The following is a 16,337-nucleotide window of genomic DNA, read 5'->3' on the forward strand; positions in this document are numbered from 1 at the left end:
TGAATTATATGGGACGGGGGCCGCTCTCGACAACCCGGGCGAACACCAGCACGTCCACCTGGGCCGCCTTGGCACGGAGCAGGGCCCGCGCACAGGCGTCCAGCGTCGCCCCCGAGGTGAGGACATCGTCGATCAGGACGATGCGGCGGCCCTGGATTTCCGCCTGGCGGTCGGGGGATACCTGGAATGCGCCCTGCACATTGGTGGCGCGCTGGGTCCGTGACAGGCCAATCTGCTGCTCGGTGGCGCGCACCCGGCGCAGCACTTCGCCGCGCACCCTGACACCGCTCTGCCGCGCGATGATGCGCGCCAGCGCCCCGGACTGGTTGTAGCGGCGCCGCCAGGCCCGGCGCCAATGCAGGGGAACGGGCACCAGCATGTCGGCTCCGGTGAGCAGTTCGGCGCCCGCGCGCGCCATCCAGCGACCCATGGCCGGCGCCAGATCGGTACGGTCCTGGTATTTCAGCGCATGCACCAGCGTGCGCGCGACGTCGTCATAGCGCACCGCCGCGCGTGCACGCTGGTAGGCCGGCGGGCTGGCGATCGCCTCCATCGACAGCATCTCGGGCCCGGGATCATAGACGAAGGGAATGCCGAGGCGCGGGCAATAGGGCCGTTCGATGAACGACAGCCGCGCCCAGCAGGCCGCGCAGACGCCCTCGCCGTCGACCGGCTCGCGGCAGGACACGCACAGCGTCGGCAGCGCAATGTCGAGCGCGAGCCGTGCGGCGCGCGACAGCACGTGGCGGCCGGCCGTCCATGCGGCACGCAACGGCGCGGCGATGGAGCGGGTGGGGGCGCTGTCGGCTTCCATGAGGGGAGGCTAGCGTTCCGCTTGCGGGGGCTCAAGCCACACTCTCGTGCCCCGGACGCAGCGCAGCGCTCCCGGCGGTGCGAAGCATCGTCCGGTGCGGTGCGCTGCAGAGCCGGGACACGAGAGAGGAGATTGCCATGGCGGTCGTGATCGGCGTAACCAGCGGCATGGCCCAGAACCCGCAAACCCCGCCCGCTCTGTTCGATCGCGCATTGCTGCATGCGCGGCAGCGGCGCGCTCATGCGCAGGGCGAGGTGACATTCCTGCTCGATCGTGTTGCAGAGGACATGACCGACCGGCTGGCCGCCGTGATGCGGGAGTTTCATGCTGCGGCCGATCTCTGGACACCCGGAGAGGGGCTCACGGGGCTGCCATCACTCCAGCGGATCGCGCTCGACGAAGCGGGCGTGGAAAAACTGCCCTTTGCCCCGGAAAGTCTCGATCTCGTCGTCTCGGCACTGGCGCTGCAATTCGTCAACGACCTGCCGGGCGTGTTCGCGCAGATCCGCCGTGCGCTGAAGCCCGATGGTCTGCTGCTCGCCGCGATGATCGGAGGCGACAGTTTAACGGAGCTGCGGCAGGCCTTTGCCGCGGCGGAAGCCGAATGCGAGGGTGGCGTGTCGCCGCGCGTGGCCCCGTTCGCGGATTTGCGCGACATCGGCGCGCTGTTGCAGCGGGCGGGCTTTGCGCTTCCGGTCACCGATGTCGACCGTGTCGTGGTGCGCTACGCCAATGCGTTTGCGCTGATGCAGGATCTCCGCCGCATGGGCGCGGCCAATGTGCTGATCGAGCGGCGGCGCACGCCGACGCCCCGCGCGACGCTGCTGCGCATGGCCGAAATCTACGCCGAACGCTTTGCGGATGCCGACGGCCGCATCCGTGCGACATTCGACATCATCTGGCTCTCCGGCTGGGCCCCGCATGCAAGCCAGCAGCAGCCGCTGAAGCCGGGGTCGGCGAAAGCGAGCCTTGCGGAGGCGGTAAAGAAGGCGGGGAAGGAGTGATCCTCATGGTGAGGAGGCGCGTAAGGCGCGCTTAGCGGACGATGCTTCACATCGCCGCGAGAACCATGCAGGCCCCGCTCTCGCCGTGTGGCCATCCTTCGAGACGCGCGTGCCGCGCTCCTCAGGATGAGGTCCGTACTCACATCAGCAAATCGATCAGATGCGGGATCAGCGGAATGTCCGCGGGGGGCATCGGGTAGTCGCGCAGCTTGTTGGCGCGAACCCAGGCTAGGGTCTGGCCTTCGCGCGGCGTGACCAGCCCCTCCCAGCGCCGGCAGATGTAGAGCGGCATCAGCAGGTGAAAGGTCTCGTAGCCGTAGCTCGCAAAGGTCAGTGGCGCCAGGCACGGTTCGGCGACTGTGATGCCGAGCTCTTCAAGCAGCTCGCGGATCAGGCTCTGCTCCGGCCGCTCGCCGGGCTCACACTTGCCGCCGGGGAATTCCCAGAGGCCGGCAAGCGTCTTGCCCTCGGGGCGCTGCGCGATCAGGACGCGCTTGTCGGCGTCGACGAGCGCGCAGGCCACCACCAATGTCAGTTTGAGATCGGCCATCGGCGTTCGGTTTAAGACCTGTAATCCCCGTTGATCGCGACATATTCCTTGGTGAGGTCGCAGGTCAGCACGCGGTCGCGGCCCTTGCCGAGGCCGAGCGAGACCTTGATCGCGATCTCCGGCGCCTTCATCGCCTCCGACACCTGCGCCTCGTCATAGGACGGATCGCGCGCGCCGCTCTTGGCGACGCGGATGCCGTTGAAGGAGATCGAGAGCTTGTCGCGATCGGCCGGCTCGCCGGCCTTTCCGACCGCCATCACCACGCGGCCCCAATTGGCGTCCTCGCCGGCGATTGCGGTCTTGACCAGCGGCGAGTTCGCAATCGACATCGCGATCTTGCGCGCCGACGCCTTGGTCTTGGCGCCTTCCACGGTGATCTCGACCAGCTTGCGCGCGCCCTCGCCGTCGCGGGCGACCTGCTCGGAGAGATTGGCGAGCACCTGGTTGAAGGCCTTGACGAAGGCCTTCAGGCGCGGATCGCTGGCGCGGCTGATCTTCGGCGCGCCGTGCTCGGCGGCGGCGCCGGTGGCGAAGGCCAGCAGCGTGTCCGAGGTCGAGGTGTCGCCGTCGATCGTCACCGCGTTAAAGGTGTCCTCGACGCCGCTCTTGAGCAGGGCTTGCAGTGCACCGGGCGCGATCGGCGCGTCGGTGAAGATGAAGGACAGCATCGTCGCCATGTCGGGGGCGATCATGCCGGCGCCCTTGGCCATGCCGTTGATGGTGACCTTGGCCTTGCCGAGCTTGACGGTCGCGGTCGCGACCTTTGGGAAGGTGTCGGTGGTCATGATCGCCTTGGCCGCGGCGAGATAGTCGCCGGACTCGGCAGTCTCGGCCAGCCGGCCGAGCACACCGTCGAACTTGGTCGCGTCCAGCGGCTCGCCGATCACGCCAGTCGAGGCCAGGAAGATCTCGCCCTCGCTGCATCCGACCGCCTTGGCCGCGATCTTCGCGGTCAGCGCGGTGGAGCTGCGCCCGGTCTTGCCGGTGAATGCATTGGCGTTGCCGGAATTCACCACCAGCGCGCGCGCCTTGCCGCCCTTCAGCTTGGCGCGGCACCATTCGACCGGGGCGGACGGGCATTTCGACCTGGTGAAGACGCCCGCGACCGCGGTGCCCTTGTCCATTACCGCCAGCAGCACGTCGGTGCGGTTCTTGTAGCGGATGCCGGCTTCGGCCGTCGCAAGGCGGACGCCCGCGATCACGGGCATGTCGGGGACAGTTTTGGGGGCGAGCGGGGAGACGGAGGAGGACATCGGGGCGCCTTGGTGAGGTCTGGATATGCAGATGGCCGGGCATTTGCCCGGCCATTGCGACGTTAGATACTATTGGCGTCCGCGAAGTGACAGCGAATTCTTACTTCTTCGCGGGGGGCGCCATCTTGCTGTCGGACGGCTTGGCAGGGTCGGCCGGCTTGGCATCCGGCTTGGCATCCGCTGCCGGCTGGTCCGTCCGCTCGACCTTGGCTTCCGCGCGGAGCTTGGCGACGTAGTCGGCCTGGGCCTTGCGGGTGACGTACTGCTCGATCTGGGCCTTGACCTGCTCGAAGTCCGGCGCCTTGCGGTTGCGCTTTTCCTCGACCTTGATGATGTGCCAGCCGAACTGCGACTTCACGGGATCGGAGATCTTGCCCGGCTCCAGCGTGAAGGCCACGGCCGAGAACTCCGGCACCATCTGCTCCTTGGTGAAGAAGCCGAGGTCGCCGCCATCGGCGGAGCCCGGATCCTTGGACTTCTTCTTGGCGAGCTCGGCGAAATCGGCGCCCTTGTCGAGCTCGGCCTTCACCGCCTTGGCCTCGTCCTCGGTCTCGACCAGGATGTGGCGGGCGCGGACCTCCTGCTCGCCGGTGATCTGCTTGGAGGCCTCCTCATAGACCTTCTTCATGGCGTCGGGGGTGGTGGCGGCCTTGCCCTCGTTGGCGAGCAGGCTGTCCATCAGCAGGCGGTTCCGGGCGAACGCCAGGCGCTTCTTGAACTCGTCGCCGTCGGCGACCTTCTTGTCCTCGGCAGCCTTGCTGACGATTTTCATGTCGATCAGGAAGGACAGCACGTTCTCGTCCTTGGTCGCCGGGTCCATCTGGGCGAGGCTCGCCCCGAGTTCCTCCTCGGCCATGGCAACGTCGCTCTTCTTGATTTCCGCGCCATTGACCTTCGCCAGCACCGGATCGTCGGCAGCCCGGCCGGGACCCGCGATCAGCGCCAACGCAAGGCAGCCCACGAGGGCGGTGGCGAGGCCGAAGCGCAGGCCGGTTTTGGTTACCGGGAACGAGGTGGTCATGGAAAATCCTTTTGTTGAAGCAGGGGGCTGCTCTAGCGGGGCGGACACTCGCCCAATTCAGGGGGGCTTGGCAACGCGAAAAGTCTGTCAAAATGATGAATTAGCCGCAATGCGCCCGCCGTTGACAAGGCCCTGACCGGGCCATATCTCTGCCCGGTCGCGACCATGGCGATGGCGTTTATTTTGCTGCGTTTTTGGCCGTTGAACCCAGACTTGCCCAATTCCCACCCATATGGCGGATGACCCCCCGCAGTCCGGGCTCTGTCGCCATCAGGCGTCACGGTGAGTTGATAGGCAGGGGGGTGACAACTTCTTGGCTGCAACGCGGTTGAATCGCGAACACAGGAACTAGGCATGATCGGCGCGCTCGCCCGCAAGTTTTTCGGCTCCGCCAACGACCGGCGGGTGAAGGGATACCAGTCCCGCGTCAACGCGATCAACGCGCTGGAGCCGGAGGTTTCGAAACTCTCCGACGAGGCACTGAAGGCCCGCACCGTCGAGTTCAAGAAACAGCTCGCCGAGGGCAAAACGCTCGACGATCTGCTGGTGCCGGCCTTCGCCACCGTGCGCGAAGCCGCCAAGCGCACGCTCGGCCAGCGGCATTTCGACGTGCAGCTGATCGGCGGCATCGTGCTGCACGAGGGCGACATCGCCGAGATGAAGACCGGCGAAGGCAAGACGCTGGTCGCAACGCTCGCGGTGTACCTCAACGCGCTCGCGGGCAAGGGCATCCACGTCGTCACCGTCAACGACTACCTCGCCCGCCGCGACTCCGGCTGGATGGGCCAGATCTACAGCTTCCTCGGCTTGACCACCGGCGTCATCGTCCACGGCCTCGACGATTCCGAACGCAAGGCTGCCTATGCCTGCGACATCACGTACGGCACCAACAACGAATACGGTTTCGACTATCTGCGCGACAACATGAAGTACCGGCTCGAGGACATGGTCCAGCGCCCGCACTTCTACGCCATCGTCGACGAAGTCGACTCCATCCTGATCGACGAAGCGCGCACGCCGCTGATCATCTCCGGCCCGCTCGACGACCGTTCGGACTTCTACAACACCATCGACGGCTTCCTGCCCAAGCTCGACAAGACCGATTACGAGGTCGACGAGAAGCAGCGCACGGTGACGCTGACCGAAGGCGGCATGGAGAAGATCGAGACGTTGCTGCGCGACGCCGGGCAGCTCAAGGGCGAGTCGCTCTACGACGTCGAGAACGTTTCCGTCGTGCACCACATCAACCAGGCGCTGCGCGCCCACACGCTGTTCACGCGCGACAAGGACTACATCGTCCGCGACGACGAGGTCGTCATCATCGACGAGTTCACGGGACGCATGATGGCCGGCCGACGTTATTCGGAAGGCCTGCACCAGGCGCTTGAAGCCAAAGAGCATGTCCAGGTTCAGCCGGAAAACCAGACGCTGGCCTCGATCACCTTCCAGAACTATTTTCGGATGTACGAAAAGCTCGCCGGCATGACCGGCACGGCGTTGACCGAAGCCGACGAACTCTTCGACATCTACAAGCTCGAAGTCGTGGAGATCCCGACCAACGTGCCGGTCGGCCGCCTCGACGAGGACGACGAGGTCTATCGAACCCAGAACGAGAAATACGCCGCGATCCTGGCCGAGATCGAGCGCGCCAATGCGCGACTGCAGCCGGTGCTGGTCGGCACCGCCTCGATCGAAAAATCGGAAGTGATCGCCGAATACCTCAAGAAGCACGGCTACCGGCAGATCGATTTCGGCAACGAAAATTCGATGCAGAAGCTGTACGCCGCGGCCCGCGCCGGCAAGCCGGCAAAACTGTTCGCGGTGCTGAACGCGCGCTTCCACGAGCAGGAAGCCTATATCGTCGCGGAAGCCGGCGTGCCCGGCGCGATTACGATCGCGACCAACATGGCCGGCCGCGGTACCGACATCAAGCTCGGCGGCTCGCTCGAGATGCGGGTCCAGCAGGAGACCGCCGGCATCGAGGACGAGGCCGAGAAGGCGAAGAAGATCGAGCAGATCAAGGCCGACATCGAGCACTTCCGCGACATCGTGCTGAACGCCGAGGAAGAGGTCGAGATCGAGCCGGCGAAGGGCTCGAAGCCCGCCAAGACCGTGAAGAAGCCCGGCGGCCTCTACATCATGGGATCCGAGCGTCACGAATCCCGCCGCATCGACAACCAGCTGCGCGGCCGTTCCGGCCGTCAGGGCGACCCCGGCCGCTCGAAGTTCTTCCTGTCGCTGGAAGACGATCTGATGCGCATCTTCGGTTCGGATCGCCTCGACAGCATGCTGCAGCGTCTCGGCCTCAAGGAAGGCGAGGCGATCATCCATCCCTGGATCAACAAGGCGCTCGAGAAGGCGCAGCAGAAGGTCGAGGCGCGCAACTTCGACATCCGCAAGAATCTGCTCAAGTTCGACAACGTCCAGAACGACCAGCGCAAGGTGATCTTCGACCAGCGCGTCGACCTGATGAAGGACGACAGCGTCGCCGAGACCGTTACCGACATGCGCCACGCCTTCATCGACGACCTCGTCGCCAAGCACGTGCCCGAGCACGCCTATGCCGAGCAGTGGGATGTCGCCGGCCTGAAGGAAGAGCTGAAGCGCGTGCTCGATCTCGACCTGCCGGTCGACGACTGGGCCAAGGAAGAGGGCATCGCCGACGAGGAGCTGCTCACCCGCATCGAGACCAAAGCCGACGAGCACATGGCGGCCAAGGTCGGGCAATGGGGTCCCGACGTGATGCGTTACGTCGAGAAGACCATTCTGCTCCAGACGCTCGACCATCTCTGGCGCGAGCATCTGATCATGCTCGACCATCTGCGCCAGGTCATCGGCCTGCGTGGCTACGGCCAGCGCGATCCGTTGCAGGAGTACAAGACCGAGGCCTTCAATCTCTTCCAGGAGATGAGCGCGCATCTGCGCGAGGCCGTCACGGCGCAGCTGATGCGGGTCGAGATCGTCCCGCCGGAGCAGGAAGCCCCCGTGCTGCCGCCGATGGAAGCGCACAAGTTCGACCCGAACACCGGCGAGGACGAAATGGCGCTCGCCAGCGTCACGCTCGGTGCGCAGGCTTCCGACGCAGCTCTTCGCGATCCGAAGAACCCCGCAAGCTGGGGCAAGGTCGGCCGCAACGAGGATTGCCCCTGCGGCTCAGGCAAGAAGTACAAGCACTGCCACGGGCGGTACGCGTAGTCGCTAGCCCCGTCGTCATGCGCGCGTAAGACGCGATGTTCGTGCCTCACGCTCCACTGTCGTTGCCCGGCTCGACCGGGCGACCCAGTACGCCGCGGCCTCTCGGTTGAATCACCAACGTCTCTGGAATACTGGATCGCCCGCTTTCGCGGGCGATGACGGCTGAGTGTGTGTGGCGATTTGCGCCACGCCCTCACGAGATGAAGGGGTGCGAGAGCGCGCCAAGCCAACGCTCAATTCGAGCTGTCGATCAAGCTCTCGAGCAGCCGCTTCAATTCGCTCGTCGATTTGTCGCCGTAGCTCTCCAGGATGTGCTCCTCCTGGTCCACTGCGAGCGAGTTGAGCTTCTTGCACAGCACCTTGCCGCGGTCGGAGATGAACATCAGCACCTTGCGGCGGTCGTTCGGGTCCTGCACGCGATAGACCAGCGTGTCGGAGACCATGCGGTCGATCATCTTGGTCAGCGTCGGATGATTGAGCAGCACCGCGTCCGCGAGTTCGCCCATCGAGTGGCCATCGCCGTCCGACAACACCTTAAGGATGCGCCACTGCTCGACGGGAACGCCTTCCTTGCTCAGGCGCAGTTCCAGCTGCCGGTTGATCTCCCGGTTGGCTTGCGCGAGCAGGTAGGCGAGGTGTTCGGTGATCGGGGAGTTCGGTTTTGCCACGGCTAAGACTTCGTCTTGACCCAAATGAGTGAATGTCTTGCAATCAATGCTGCTTCTATATGCACTTCAATTGTTGAATATTCAATATTTTCAAAATAGGATGTTTGCCTAACAAAAGGGCGGATGCCGCGGCCGCCTGCTCATTGTGCTTTCAGGTCTGGTGCCAGACAGGAGTTGGCGTGCACGCGACGGTAAACTTCCCGGCTCACGGCAGTCCGGCGATGCCGCCGTCCTTGCTGCTGAGGAATCTGTCGTCGTCGGGAGCCGATAGCTCGCTGTCGCCGGGCGATCATGCTTTCCTCAGGCGGCGTGGCGCGAACAAGCTGCGCATCGGCGGCTTCATCTGCTGCACGGGATCGCCGGGTGTGTGGGGCCCCTGCGCGACCAACAGCGCGCAACTCGCCGTTGCCGAGATCAACAAGCGCGGCGGCATCCTCGGCCGCGAGATCGAGCTGTCGATCTACGACGCCGGCGGGCCGCTCGACGAGGTGCTGAACCGCGCCGAGCAGGCGATCGCATTCGACGAGGTCGATCTCATCGTCGGGCTGCACACCAGCGCGGTCCGCGTCGGCTTGCGCGACGTCACCACGCGTCATCGCATCCCCTACATCTATACGCCGGTCTACGAAGGCGGCGAGCGCACGCCCGGCGTGATGGCGATCGGCGAGACGCCGCGCTGGCAGAGCCGGCCGTCGATCCACTGGCTTGCCGACGTCAAGAAGGCGTCGCGCTGGTACCTGATCGGCAGCGATTACGTCTGGCCCTGGCAGTCGCACCGCGCCGTGAAGAACTACATCAGGGAGACCGGCGGCCACGTCGTCGGCGAGGAGTTCGTCCCCCTCGGCGAGGACAATCACGAGCCGCATTTGGCGCGCATCCGTGCCGCGCGGCCCGATGTCGTGCTGATCTCGCTGATCGGCACCGACAGCGTCACCTTCAATCGTGCTTTCGGCGAATGCGGCCTCGGCGCCACGACGCTGCGGCTGGCGGGGGCCATGGACGAGACGGTGCTGCTCGGCATCGGCGCCGACAACAGCGAGAACATGTTCTGCGCATCCGGCTATTTCTCCGGTATCGGCTCGCGGGCCAATGACGACTTCCAGATCCGCTATCGCGCCATGTTCGGGCCGAACGCCCCGCCGATCGGCTCGCTCGGCCAGTCCAGCTATGAAGGCCTGCGTTTCCTCGAAGCCGTGGCGAAAAAGGCAGGTTCGCTGTCGATGGCGCCCATGCTCGCGGCGGGCCGCAACATCGTTTACGGCGGCGCGCGCGGCCCGGTCGTCGTTCGCAACGGCCACGCCCGCATGCAGATGTATCTCGCGGAGGCCGACGGCCTCGACTTCAAGCTGATCAAGCCGGTCTGAGCCTGCTGCGGCAATCCGGACAGCCTCATCTCAAAATAATACTTGAAAAGGAAAATATTTCCGCTTTGAATGTTTCAGCAGGGCCGCTGCGCGCGTCGCGCCAATCGCGGCCGTGTGCAGGGACCGTACCAAGAAACTTCAGGAGAGCGCCGTGACAGTTGTCCTTCCCACGCCTGCCCAACTTCTTGACGTCGCCAAGCAGTGCGGCCTTTCGCTGACCGATGCCGATGTTGCCTCGTTCCGCGGCCTGATGCAGGGCTCGATCGAAGCCTATAATCTCGTCGGCGCGATGCCGGACGAAGTGCCGGAGGTGAAATATCCGCGCACGCCGGGCTATCGGCCCTCGCCCGAGGAGAACCCGCGCAACGCCTGGTACCGCAAGTCGACCGTGAAGGGTGCGGCGAGCGGCAAGCTCAAGGGCAAGACCGTCGCGCTGAAGGACAACATCATGCTCGCCGGCGTGCCCATGATGAACGGCTCGGCGACGCTGGAAGGCTATGTCCCCGATTTCGACGCCACCATCGTCACGCGCATGCTCGATGCCGGCGCCGAGATCGCCGGCAAGGTGCATTGCGAATCCTTCTGCATGTCCGGCGGCAGCCACACCGGCGCGGTCGGTGCCGTGCACAATCCGCACAAGATGGGCTATTCGGCCGGCGGCTCGTCCTCGGGCAGTGGCGTCGTGGTCGCGCTCGGCGAGGTCGACATGGCGATCGGCGGCGACCAGGGCGGCTCGATCCGCATGCCGTCTTCGTTCTGCGGCACCTACGGCATGAAGCCGACCTGGGGCCTCGTCCCCTACACCGGCATCATGCCGATCGAGGTCTTCGTCGACCACACCGGTCCGATGACGGCGACGGTCGCCGACAACGCATTGCTGCTGGAAGTGCTCGCCGGCGACGACGGCTACGATCCCCGCATCAAGGCACCGAAGGTCGAGGAGTACACCAAGGCGCTCGGCCAGGGCGTCAAGGGCATGAAGATCGGCATCCTCAAGGAAGGCTTTGAGCAGGCGAACGCGGAGGCCGCGGTGAACGAAAGCGTGCGCGAGGCCGCAAAACGCTTCAAGGACCTCGGCGCCACGGTCGAGATCGTCTCGATCCCGATGCATCTTGTCGGTCCCGCGATCTGGACGCCGATCGGCACGGAGGGCATGACCCAGACCATGATGTATGGCGATGGCTATGGCCTGAGCCGCTCTGACCTCTACTCGACCTCGCTGATGGACTTCCATCGCGGCTGGCGCCGGCAGGCGGATTCGCTGTCGGAGACGACAAAACTGTTCCTGATGCTCGGGACCTACATCAACAACAGCTTCGGTCCCCGCTATTACGGCAAGGCACTCAACATCTCGCGTCGCCTGACCGCGGCCTATGACAAGGCGTTCGGCGAATACGACCTGCTGCTGCTGCCGACCACCCCGATGAAGGCGACGAAGCTGCCGGAGCCCACCGCAAGCCGCGAAGACTATGTCGCCCGTGCGCTCGAGATGATCTCCAACACAGCGCCGTTCGACATCACCCATCATCCCGCGATGTCACTGCCCTGCGGCATGGTCGACGGCCTGCCGGTCGGCCTGATGCTGGTCGGCCGCATGTTCGAGGAATCCACGATCTATCGCGCCGCGCATGCCTTCGAGCAGATAGGCGACTGGAAGAAGATGTGAGGGGGGGAATTGATGCAGACGGACGGAAGACCAGAGCGTTTTCAAGCGAAGTGGATACCGGTTCGCGTCAAGAAAACGCGCAAAAATAAGAATCCAGCGCATGGCTAACGCGTTCGTCGCGGCGTTCGAGATCCTGAGCTTTGGCGCGATCATCGTCCTGATCGTGCTGGGGCTCGGAATCATCGCCAGCATGATGGGCATCTTCAACTTCGCCCAAGGAGAGTTCGTCCTGCTCGGGGCCTACATCACCTATCTCGCCTACGCCAAGGGCCTGCCGATCTGGGCCGGCATGGTCGCGGCGCCCTTTGTGGTTGGTGCGCTCGGCTTCGTGCTGGAGGCGCTGATCATCCGCCGCTTCTACGCCGCGCCGATCGTGGCGATGCTCGGCACCTATGCGCTCGGCCTGATCATCCGCGAATCGGTGCGCGGTCTGATCGGCGGCTTCTATCTGACCGTGCCCGAGCCGATCGGCGGCTCGATCGATATCGGCGCCATGCATATCTCGGCCTGGCGCTTCACCATCATCGTCATCACGCTTCTGGTGATGGCGGGCTGTTACCTCCTGCTGTCGCGCACGAGTTTTGGCCTGCGCATGCGCGCCACCCTGGAAAATCCCTCGCTGGCGCGGGCCTCAGGCATTTCCACGCCCCTGATGTATGGCGCCACGTTTGCGTTCGGCTCCGCGCTCGCCGGCCTTGCCGGTGCGCTGATCGTCCCGGTGTTCAGCCTGTACGCCGATCTGGGCCTGCGCTTCCTGATCCAGGGTTTTGTTGCGGTGATGGTCGGCGGCGTCGGCTCCTTCATCGGACCGGTGGCGGGCGCCGGCGTCATCGGCACCCTCAGCGCCGCGCTGCCATGGGTGATGGCGCCCGTCGTCGCCGACGTCCTCGTCTTCGTGCTCGCCATTGTCTTCATCAAATTTCGGCCACAGGGCCTCATCGCTGGAAAAGGGGTTTAGTCATGTTCGATCGTACTCAGCTTTCGCGTCGCCGCTTCCTCTCCAATCTTGCCTTTACCACCGGCGCGGTCGCGACCGGCGTCGGAAGCTGGGTGATCCCGGCGCCGTGGGCGAACGCGGCGGAAGGCCCGATCAAGGTCGGTATCGCGACCGATCTCACCGGCCCGATCGCCTATGCCGGCAATGCCGACGCTAACGTCGCCAAGATGGTGATCAAGGAGATCAATACGGCCGGTGGTCTGCTCGGCCGTCCGCTCGAGCTCTACATCGAGGACACTGCGTCCAACGAATCCGTCGCGGTCGGCAACGTCCGAAAACTGATCCAACGCGACAAGGTCGACATGGTGCTGGGCGGCATCACCTCGTCGATGCGCAACGCGATCAAGGACCCGATCGTGGCGCGCGGCAAGACGCTCTACATCTATCCGCAGCTCTACGAAGGCAAGGAGTGCACGCCCTATCTGTTCTGCACCGGACCGACGCCGGCGCAGCAGTGTGACGAGTTCATCCCCTGGCTGATCAAGAACGGTGGCAAGAAGTTCGCGCTACCGAGCGCCAACTATGTCTGGCCGCACACGCTCAACGTCTACGCCCGCAAGGTCATTGAGGCGAACGGCGGCGAGGTCGTGTTTGAGGAATATTACCCGCTCGACCAGATCGATTTCTCATCGACCGTCAACCGGATCATCTCCAACAAGGTCGACGTCGTCTTCAACACCGTCATTCCGCCGGGCGTAGGCCCGTTCTTCAAGCAGCTCTATGAAGCGGGCTTCCTCAAGAACGGCGGGCGCCTGGCCTGCGTCTACTATGACGAGAACACGCTCAACATCAACCAGGCCGCCGAGATCGAGGGGCTCGCAAGCTGTCTCGACTATTTCAAGGTGCTGACCAAGGAGAATCCGTTCGACGCAAAAATCCAGGCGGCCTATGAGAAGGACTTTCCCGGCAACTTCCTGTTCGCGGCCGGCAGTGCCGCGACCGGCACCTATCGCGGCCTCAAGCTATGGGAAGCGGCCGTGAAGGAGGCCGGCAAGGTCGATCGCGACTCGGTTGCCGCCGCGCTCGATCACGCCAAGATCGCCGAAGGCCCGGGCGGACCGGCCGAGATGGTGCCGGGCAAGCGGCACTGCAAGATGAAGATGTACACCGCGGTCGCCAAGGGTGGGAACTACGAGATCGTCGGACGCAGCGACGGGCTCGTCGATCCCAAGGAATGCTGAGGCGGAATGCCTAAGTCGATGACTGTGGTAAGAGAAGCCATCGCCGGCGACGAAGCGGACGGTGCGATGGCTGAACGCGTGGCCGCGGGACAGGCCAAGGAACAGGTCAAGGCAGGACGAAAGGTCCTGCCGATCGTGGAGGGCGTCGTGCTCGTCGCGGCGCTGCTCGCGCCGCTGGTGCTGCAGGACTACCTCACGGTGTTCGCGACCCGCGTGATCATCCTCGCGCTGTTCGCGTTGTCGTTCGATCTGGTCTGGGGTTATGCCGGCATCATGAGCTTCGGCCAGGCCCTGTTCTTCGGCTCGGCCGGCTATGGCGTCGCGCTGCTCGCGCGCGACCTCGACATCACCAACATCTTTCTGGTGCTCCCTGCCGGCACGATCATCGGCCTTACCTTCGCGCTGCTGCTCGGCGGCTTCCTGCTGCTCGGACGGCATCCCTCCAGCGTCATCTTCGTGTCGCTGGGCACGCTTACCGGCTCCTACGCCGCCGATCGCCTCGCGCGCGGCTGGTACTATCTCGGCGGCCAGAACGGCATCCCCTCGATCGCGCCGATGTCGCTCGGCGGCTACGAATTTACTGAGGGCCCGGCCTTCTACTATCTCGTGCTCGGTATCCTCGTCGCGGTCTACCTGCTCTGCCGCTTCCTGGTACGCTCGCAATTCGGCTTGGCGCTTGCGGGCCTGCGCGAAAACGAGCAGCGCATCGCCTTCTTCGGCTACAAGGTACAGCACCTGAAGGCGATCATCTTCGCGATCGGCGGCGCCATCGCAGGTCTTGCCGGCAGCCTTTATGCCTTCCACGAAGGTTTCGTCTGGCCCAACATAGTCGGCGTGGTGGTCTCGACGCAGGTGGTGCTCTACGTTCTGTTCGGCGGCTCCGGCACGTTGATCGGCGCCGTCATCGGCACCGTGATCGTCGAGGGCGTCAGCTTCTGGCTCTCTGACAATTATCGCGAGATCTGGCCGATCATCCTCGGTCTGCTGCTGCTGCTCGTGATCCTGTTCCGGCCGCTCGGCCTGATCAGTTTTGTGCTCGGCGAGCGCGAACGGGTCGGCAGCTTTGGTGCCAAGCCCAAGGAGACCGAGAAGCGGACTAAGAAGGAGAAGCGCAATGCCGCTCCTTGAAGCCGCCGATATCAAGAAGATCTTTGGCAAGCTCACCGCGCTCGACGGCGCCGCGCTCACCGTCGGCGAGAACGAGTTTCACGGCCTGATCGGACCGAACGGCTCCGGCAAGAGCACGCTGATGAAGTGCATTGCGGGGGCCGAAGTGCCGACGCAAGGCAAAGTGAGTTTCATCAACACCGACATCACCGCGTTCACGCCGACCGAACGGGCCCGGGCCGGCATGAGCCTGAAATTCCAGATCACCAGCGTGCTGCCGACGCTGACGCTCTACGACAACATCCTGCTCGCGCTGCAGGCGCAGTCCTCGCTGTTCGATCTTGTATTCTCGCGCACGCGGGGTGCGCTGCACGACCAGGTCATGACCATGCTGACGCAGTTCCGCCTCGCCGATCGTGCCTTCGACGCGGCGGCGGCATTGTCGCACGGCCAGCAGCAATGGCTGGAGATCGCGATGGCGCTCGCGGGCAAGCCGAAGCTGCTGCTGCTGGACGAGCCGACCGGCGGCATGAGCCTGGAGGAGCGCCGCGTCACCGGTGAACTGCTTCAGCCGATCAAAAAACATTGCTCGCTCGTCATCGTCGAGCACGACCTCGATTTCATCCGCGACATCTGCGATCGGTTGACCGTGCTCGACCAGGGCAAGGTGCTGGCATCAGGCACCGTGTCCGAGATCCAGGCCAATAAATCCGTTCAGGAGATCTATCTGCGCCGTGCCTGAATTTTTGGACATCAAGCATCTCGACGCGGGCTATGGCCGCAGCCAGGTCCTGTTCGACGTCACCCTCGGCATTCCCTGGCGAGGCGGCGTCGCCGTGCTCGGCCGCAATGGCGCCGGCAAGACCACGCTGATGAAGACCATCGTCGGCGAGCTGCCGGCATGGAAGGGCGAGGTCGCGTTCGACGGCCGCGACATCAGCCGTCGCGCGACCCAGGAGCGCGTGCGCGCTGGCATCGGCTATGTGCCGCAGGAGCATTCGGTGTTCGCGCGCCTTTCGGTGCGCGACAATCTGGCGGTCGGCTCGCTCGCCAGCAAGAAGGCCGACGCGGTCGACCATGTGCTGACCATCTTCCCGAAACTCGGCCAGCGCCTCGACCAGCCCGCCGGCACCCTCTCCGGCGGTGAGCGCAAGATGCTCGCCATCGGCCGCGCGATGCTGGGCGATCCGAAGCTATTGTTGCTGGACGAGCCGACCGAAGGCGTCTGGATCGGCGTGATCGAGGAGATCACCGAGCGCCTGATCGAGCTCGCGAAGAGCATCGCCGTCATCATCGTCGAGCAGCACCTCGACCTCGCGCTGCGCGTCGCGGACTATGCCTACGTGCTCGACCGCGGCAGGGTCGCTCTGCAAGGGCAGGCGAATGATGTGCGCGGCAATCCGGAGCTGATGCGGTATTTGGCGCCGTAGGTCGCGCTGCCCGTCTTTGAGTGAGGCGCAGCGCTCTCACTGTACCTCATCAAGGGGAATGACGGCGTCAGGCTGAGATGGATCGGA

At 64.6% G+C, this 16,337-nt stretch carries 14 protein-coding genes; 9 read left to right on the forward strand and 5 right to left on the reverse strand.

What is annotated here, in order from left to right; translation table 11 throughout:
- Positions 1 to 4 precede the first annotated feature (4 nt).
- Entirely contained in the window at positions 5 to 814 is an 810-nt protein-coding gene (locus tag ABIA90_RS08930) for a ComF family protein (RefSeq protein ID WP_354118580.1), read from the reverse strand.
- A 137-nt stretch (positions 815 to 951) separates the two neighbouring features.
- Between ABIA90_RS08930 and ABIA90_RS08935 the strand changes: the two genes are divergently transcribed.
- Positions 952 to 1,818 carry a methyltransferase domain-containing protein gene (locus ABIA90_RS08935; RefSeq protein WP_354118581.1) on the forward strand — a complete coding sequence of 289 codons (867 nt, stop codon included), beginning with the start codon at positions 952 to 954 and terminating at the stop codon, positions 1,816 to 1,818.
- Positions 1,819 to 1,957: 139 nt separating this feature from the next.
- Here ABIA90_RS08935 and ABIA90_RS08940 read toward each other — a convergent pair whose 3' ends face one another.
- From ABIA90_RS08940 to ABIA90_RS08950, 3 genes are all read right to left on the reverse strand, one after another.
- Positions 1,958 to 2,368, reverse strand: coding sequence for a (deoxy)nucleoside triphosphate pyrophosphohydrolase (locus tag ABIA90_RS08940; RefSeq protein WP_354118582.1), 411 nt, complete (start codon positions 2,366 to 2,368; stop codon positions 1,958 to 1,960).
- A gap of 11 nt (positions 2,369 to 2,379) precedes the next feature.
- The gene (gene argJ, locus ABIA90_RS08945) at positions 2,380 to 3,621 is read right to left on the reverse strand and encodes a bifunctional glutamate N-acetyltransferase/amino-acid acetyltransferase ArgJ (RefSeq protein ID WP_354118583.1); all 1,242 of its coding nucleotides are present in this window, start codon (positions 3,619 to 3,621) and stop codon (positions 2,380 to 2,382) included.
- A gap of 100 nt (positions 3,622 to 3,721) precedes the next feature.
- Positions 3,722 to 4,642, reverse strand: a complete 921-nt coding sequence (locus tag ABIA90_RS08950; RefSeq protein ID WP_063980581.1) for a peptidylprolyl isomerase — start codon at positions 4,640 to 4,642, stop codon at positions 3,722 to 3,724.
- Positions 4,643 to 4,996: 354 nt separating this feature from the next.
- On the opposite strand from ABIA90_RS08950, the gene secA reads away from it, so the two are divergent.
- On the forward strand, positions 4,997 to 7,837 hold the full coding sequence (gene secA / locus ABIA90_RS08955; RefSeq protein WP_354118584.1) for a preprotein translocase subunit SecA: 2,841 nt from the start codon (positions 4,997 to 4,999) through the stop codon (positions 7,835 to 7,837).
- Between the two features lie 233 nt (positions 7,838 to 8,070).
- On the opposite strand, the gene ABIA90_RS08960 is transcribed toward secA, so the two are convergent.
- Positions 8,071 to 8,505, reverse strand: coding sequence for a MarR family winged helix-turn-helix transcriptional regulator (locus ABIA90_RS08960; protein WP_014490415.1), 435 nt, complete (start codon positions 8,503 to 8,505; stop codon positions 8,071 to 8,073).
- 179 nt (positions 8,506 to 8,684) lie between these two features.
- Here ABIA90_RS08960 and ABIA90_RS08965 point away from each other — a divergent pair, with 179 nt between their 5' ends.
- The 7 genes from ABIA90_RS08965 (at position 8,685) to ABIA90_RS08995 (ending at position 16,250) form a co-directional block, all read left to right on the forward strand.
- Positions 8,685 to 9,869 (forward strand): substrate-binding domain-containing protein, encoded by a 1,185-nt coding sequence (locus tag ABIA90_RS08965; RefSeq protein ID WP_014490414.1) that lies wholly within the window; start codon positions 8,685 to 8,687, stop codon positions 9,867 to 9,869.
- A gap of 151 nt (positions 9,870 to 10,020) precedes the next feature.
- Positions 10,021 to 11,535 carry an amidase gene (locus ABIA90_RS08970; RefSeq protein WP_063980617.1) on the forward strand — a complete coding sequence of 505 codons (1,515 nt, stop codon included), beginning with the start codon at positions 10,021 to 10,023 and terminating at the stop codon, positions 11,533 to 11,535.
- Between the two features lie 100 nt (positions 11,536 to 11,635).
- Positions 11,636 to 12,493, forward strand: a complete 858-nt coding sequence (locus ABIA90_RS08975; protein ID WP_063980618.1) for a branched-chain amino acid ABC transporter permease — start codon at positions 11,636 to 11,638, stop codon at positions 12,491 to 12,493.
- Positions 12,494 to 12,495: 2 nt separating this feature from the next.
- Positions 12,496 to 13,713: a substrate-binding protein gene (locus tag ABIA90_RS08980; protein WP_085403593.1), complete on the forward strand. Its 1,218-nt coding sequence runs from the start codon at positions 12,496 to 12,498 to the stop codon at positions 13,711 to 13,713.
- Positions 13,714 to 13,719: 6 nt separating this feature from the next.
- Entirely contained in the window at positions 13,720 to 14,841 is a 1,122-nt protein-coding gene (locus tag ABIA90_RS08985; RefSeq protein ID WP_354118585.1) for a branched-chain amino acid ABC transporter permease, read from the forward strand.
- Complete coding sequence (locus ABIA90_RS08990; RefSeq protein ID WP_071908479.1) at positions 14,828 to 15,562, forward strand: ABC transporter ATP-binding protein; 735 nt, start codon at positions 14,828 to 14,830, stop codon at positions 15,560 to 15,562. The genes ABIA90_RS08985 and ABIA90_RS08990 overlap by 14 nt, the downstream gene beginning before the upstream one ends.
- Positions 15,555 to 16,250, forward strand: coding sequence for a branched-chain amino acid ABC transporter ATP-binding protein (locus ABIA90_RS08995; protein ID WP_014490408.1), 696 nt, complete (start codon positions 15,555 to 15,557; stop codon positions 16,248 to 16,250). Before ABIA90_RS08990 ends, ABIA90_RS08995 begins: the two co-directional genes overlap by 8 nt.
- Positions 16,251 to 16,337 lie beyond the last annotated feature (87 nt).

The organism is Bradyrhizobium sp. LA6.8, from assembly GCF_040547935.1.
In the GTDB taxonomy this organism is placed as follows: domain Bacteria; phylum Pseudomonadota; class Alphaproteobacteria; order Rhizobiales; family Xanthobacteraceae; genus Bradyrhizobium; species Bradyrhizobium barranii.

Bases quoted from the DNA above. Each gene is read 5' to 3' on its own strand.
- ABIA90_RS08930 (WP_354118580.1), bottom strand. From the start codon at position 814: ATGGAAGCCGACAGCGCCCCCACCCGCTCCATCGCCGCGCCGTTGCGT.
- ABIA90_RS08935 (WP_354118581.1), top strand. From the start codon at position 952: ATGGCGGTCGTGATCGGCGTAACCAGCGGCATGGCCCAGAACCCGCAA.
- ABIA90_RS08940 (WP_354118582.1), bottom strand. From the start codon at position 2,368: ATGGCCGATCTCAAACTGACATTGGTGGTGGCCTGCGCGCTCGTCGAC.
- argJ (WP_354118583.1), bottom strand. From the start codon at position 3,621: ATGTCCTCCTCCGTCTCCCCGCTCGCCCCCAAAACTGTCCCCGACATG.
- ABIA90_RS08950 (WP_063980581.1), bottom strand. From the start codon at position 4,642: ATGACCACCTCGTTCCCGGTAACCAAAACCGGCCTGCGCTTCGGCCTC.
- secA (WP_354118584.1), top strand. From the start codon at position 4,997: ATGATCGGCGCGCTCGCCCGCAAGTTTTTCGGCTCCGCCAACGACCGG.
- ABIA90_RS08975 (WP_063980618.1), top strand. From the start codon at position 11,636: ATGGCTAACGCGTTCGTCGCGGCGTTCGAGATCCTGAGCTTTGGCGCG.
- ABIA90_RS08980 (WP_085403593.1), top strand. From the start codon at position 12,496: ATGTTCGATCGTACTCAGCTTTCGCGTCGCCGCTTCCTCTCCAATCTT.
- ABIA90_RS08985 (WP_354118585.1), top strand. From the start codon at position 13,720: ATGCCTAAGTCGATGACTGTGGTAAGAGAAGCCATCGCCGGCGACGAA.
- ABIA90_RS08990 (WP_071908479.1), top strand. From the start codon at position 14,828: ATGCCGCTCCTTGAAGCCGCCGATATCAAGAAGATCTTTGGCAAGCTC.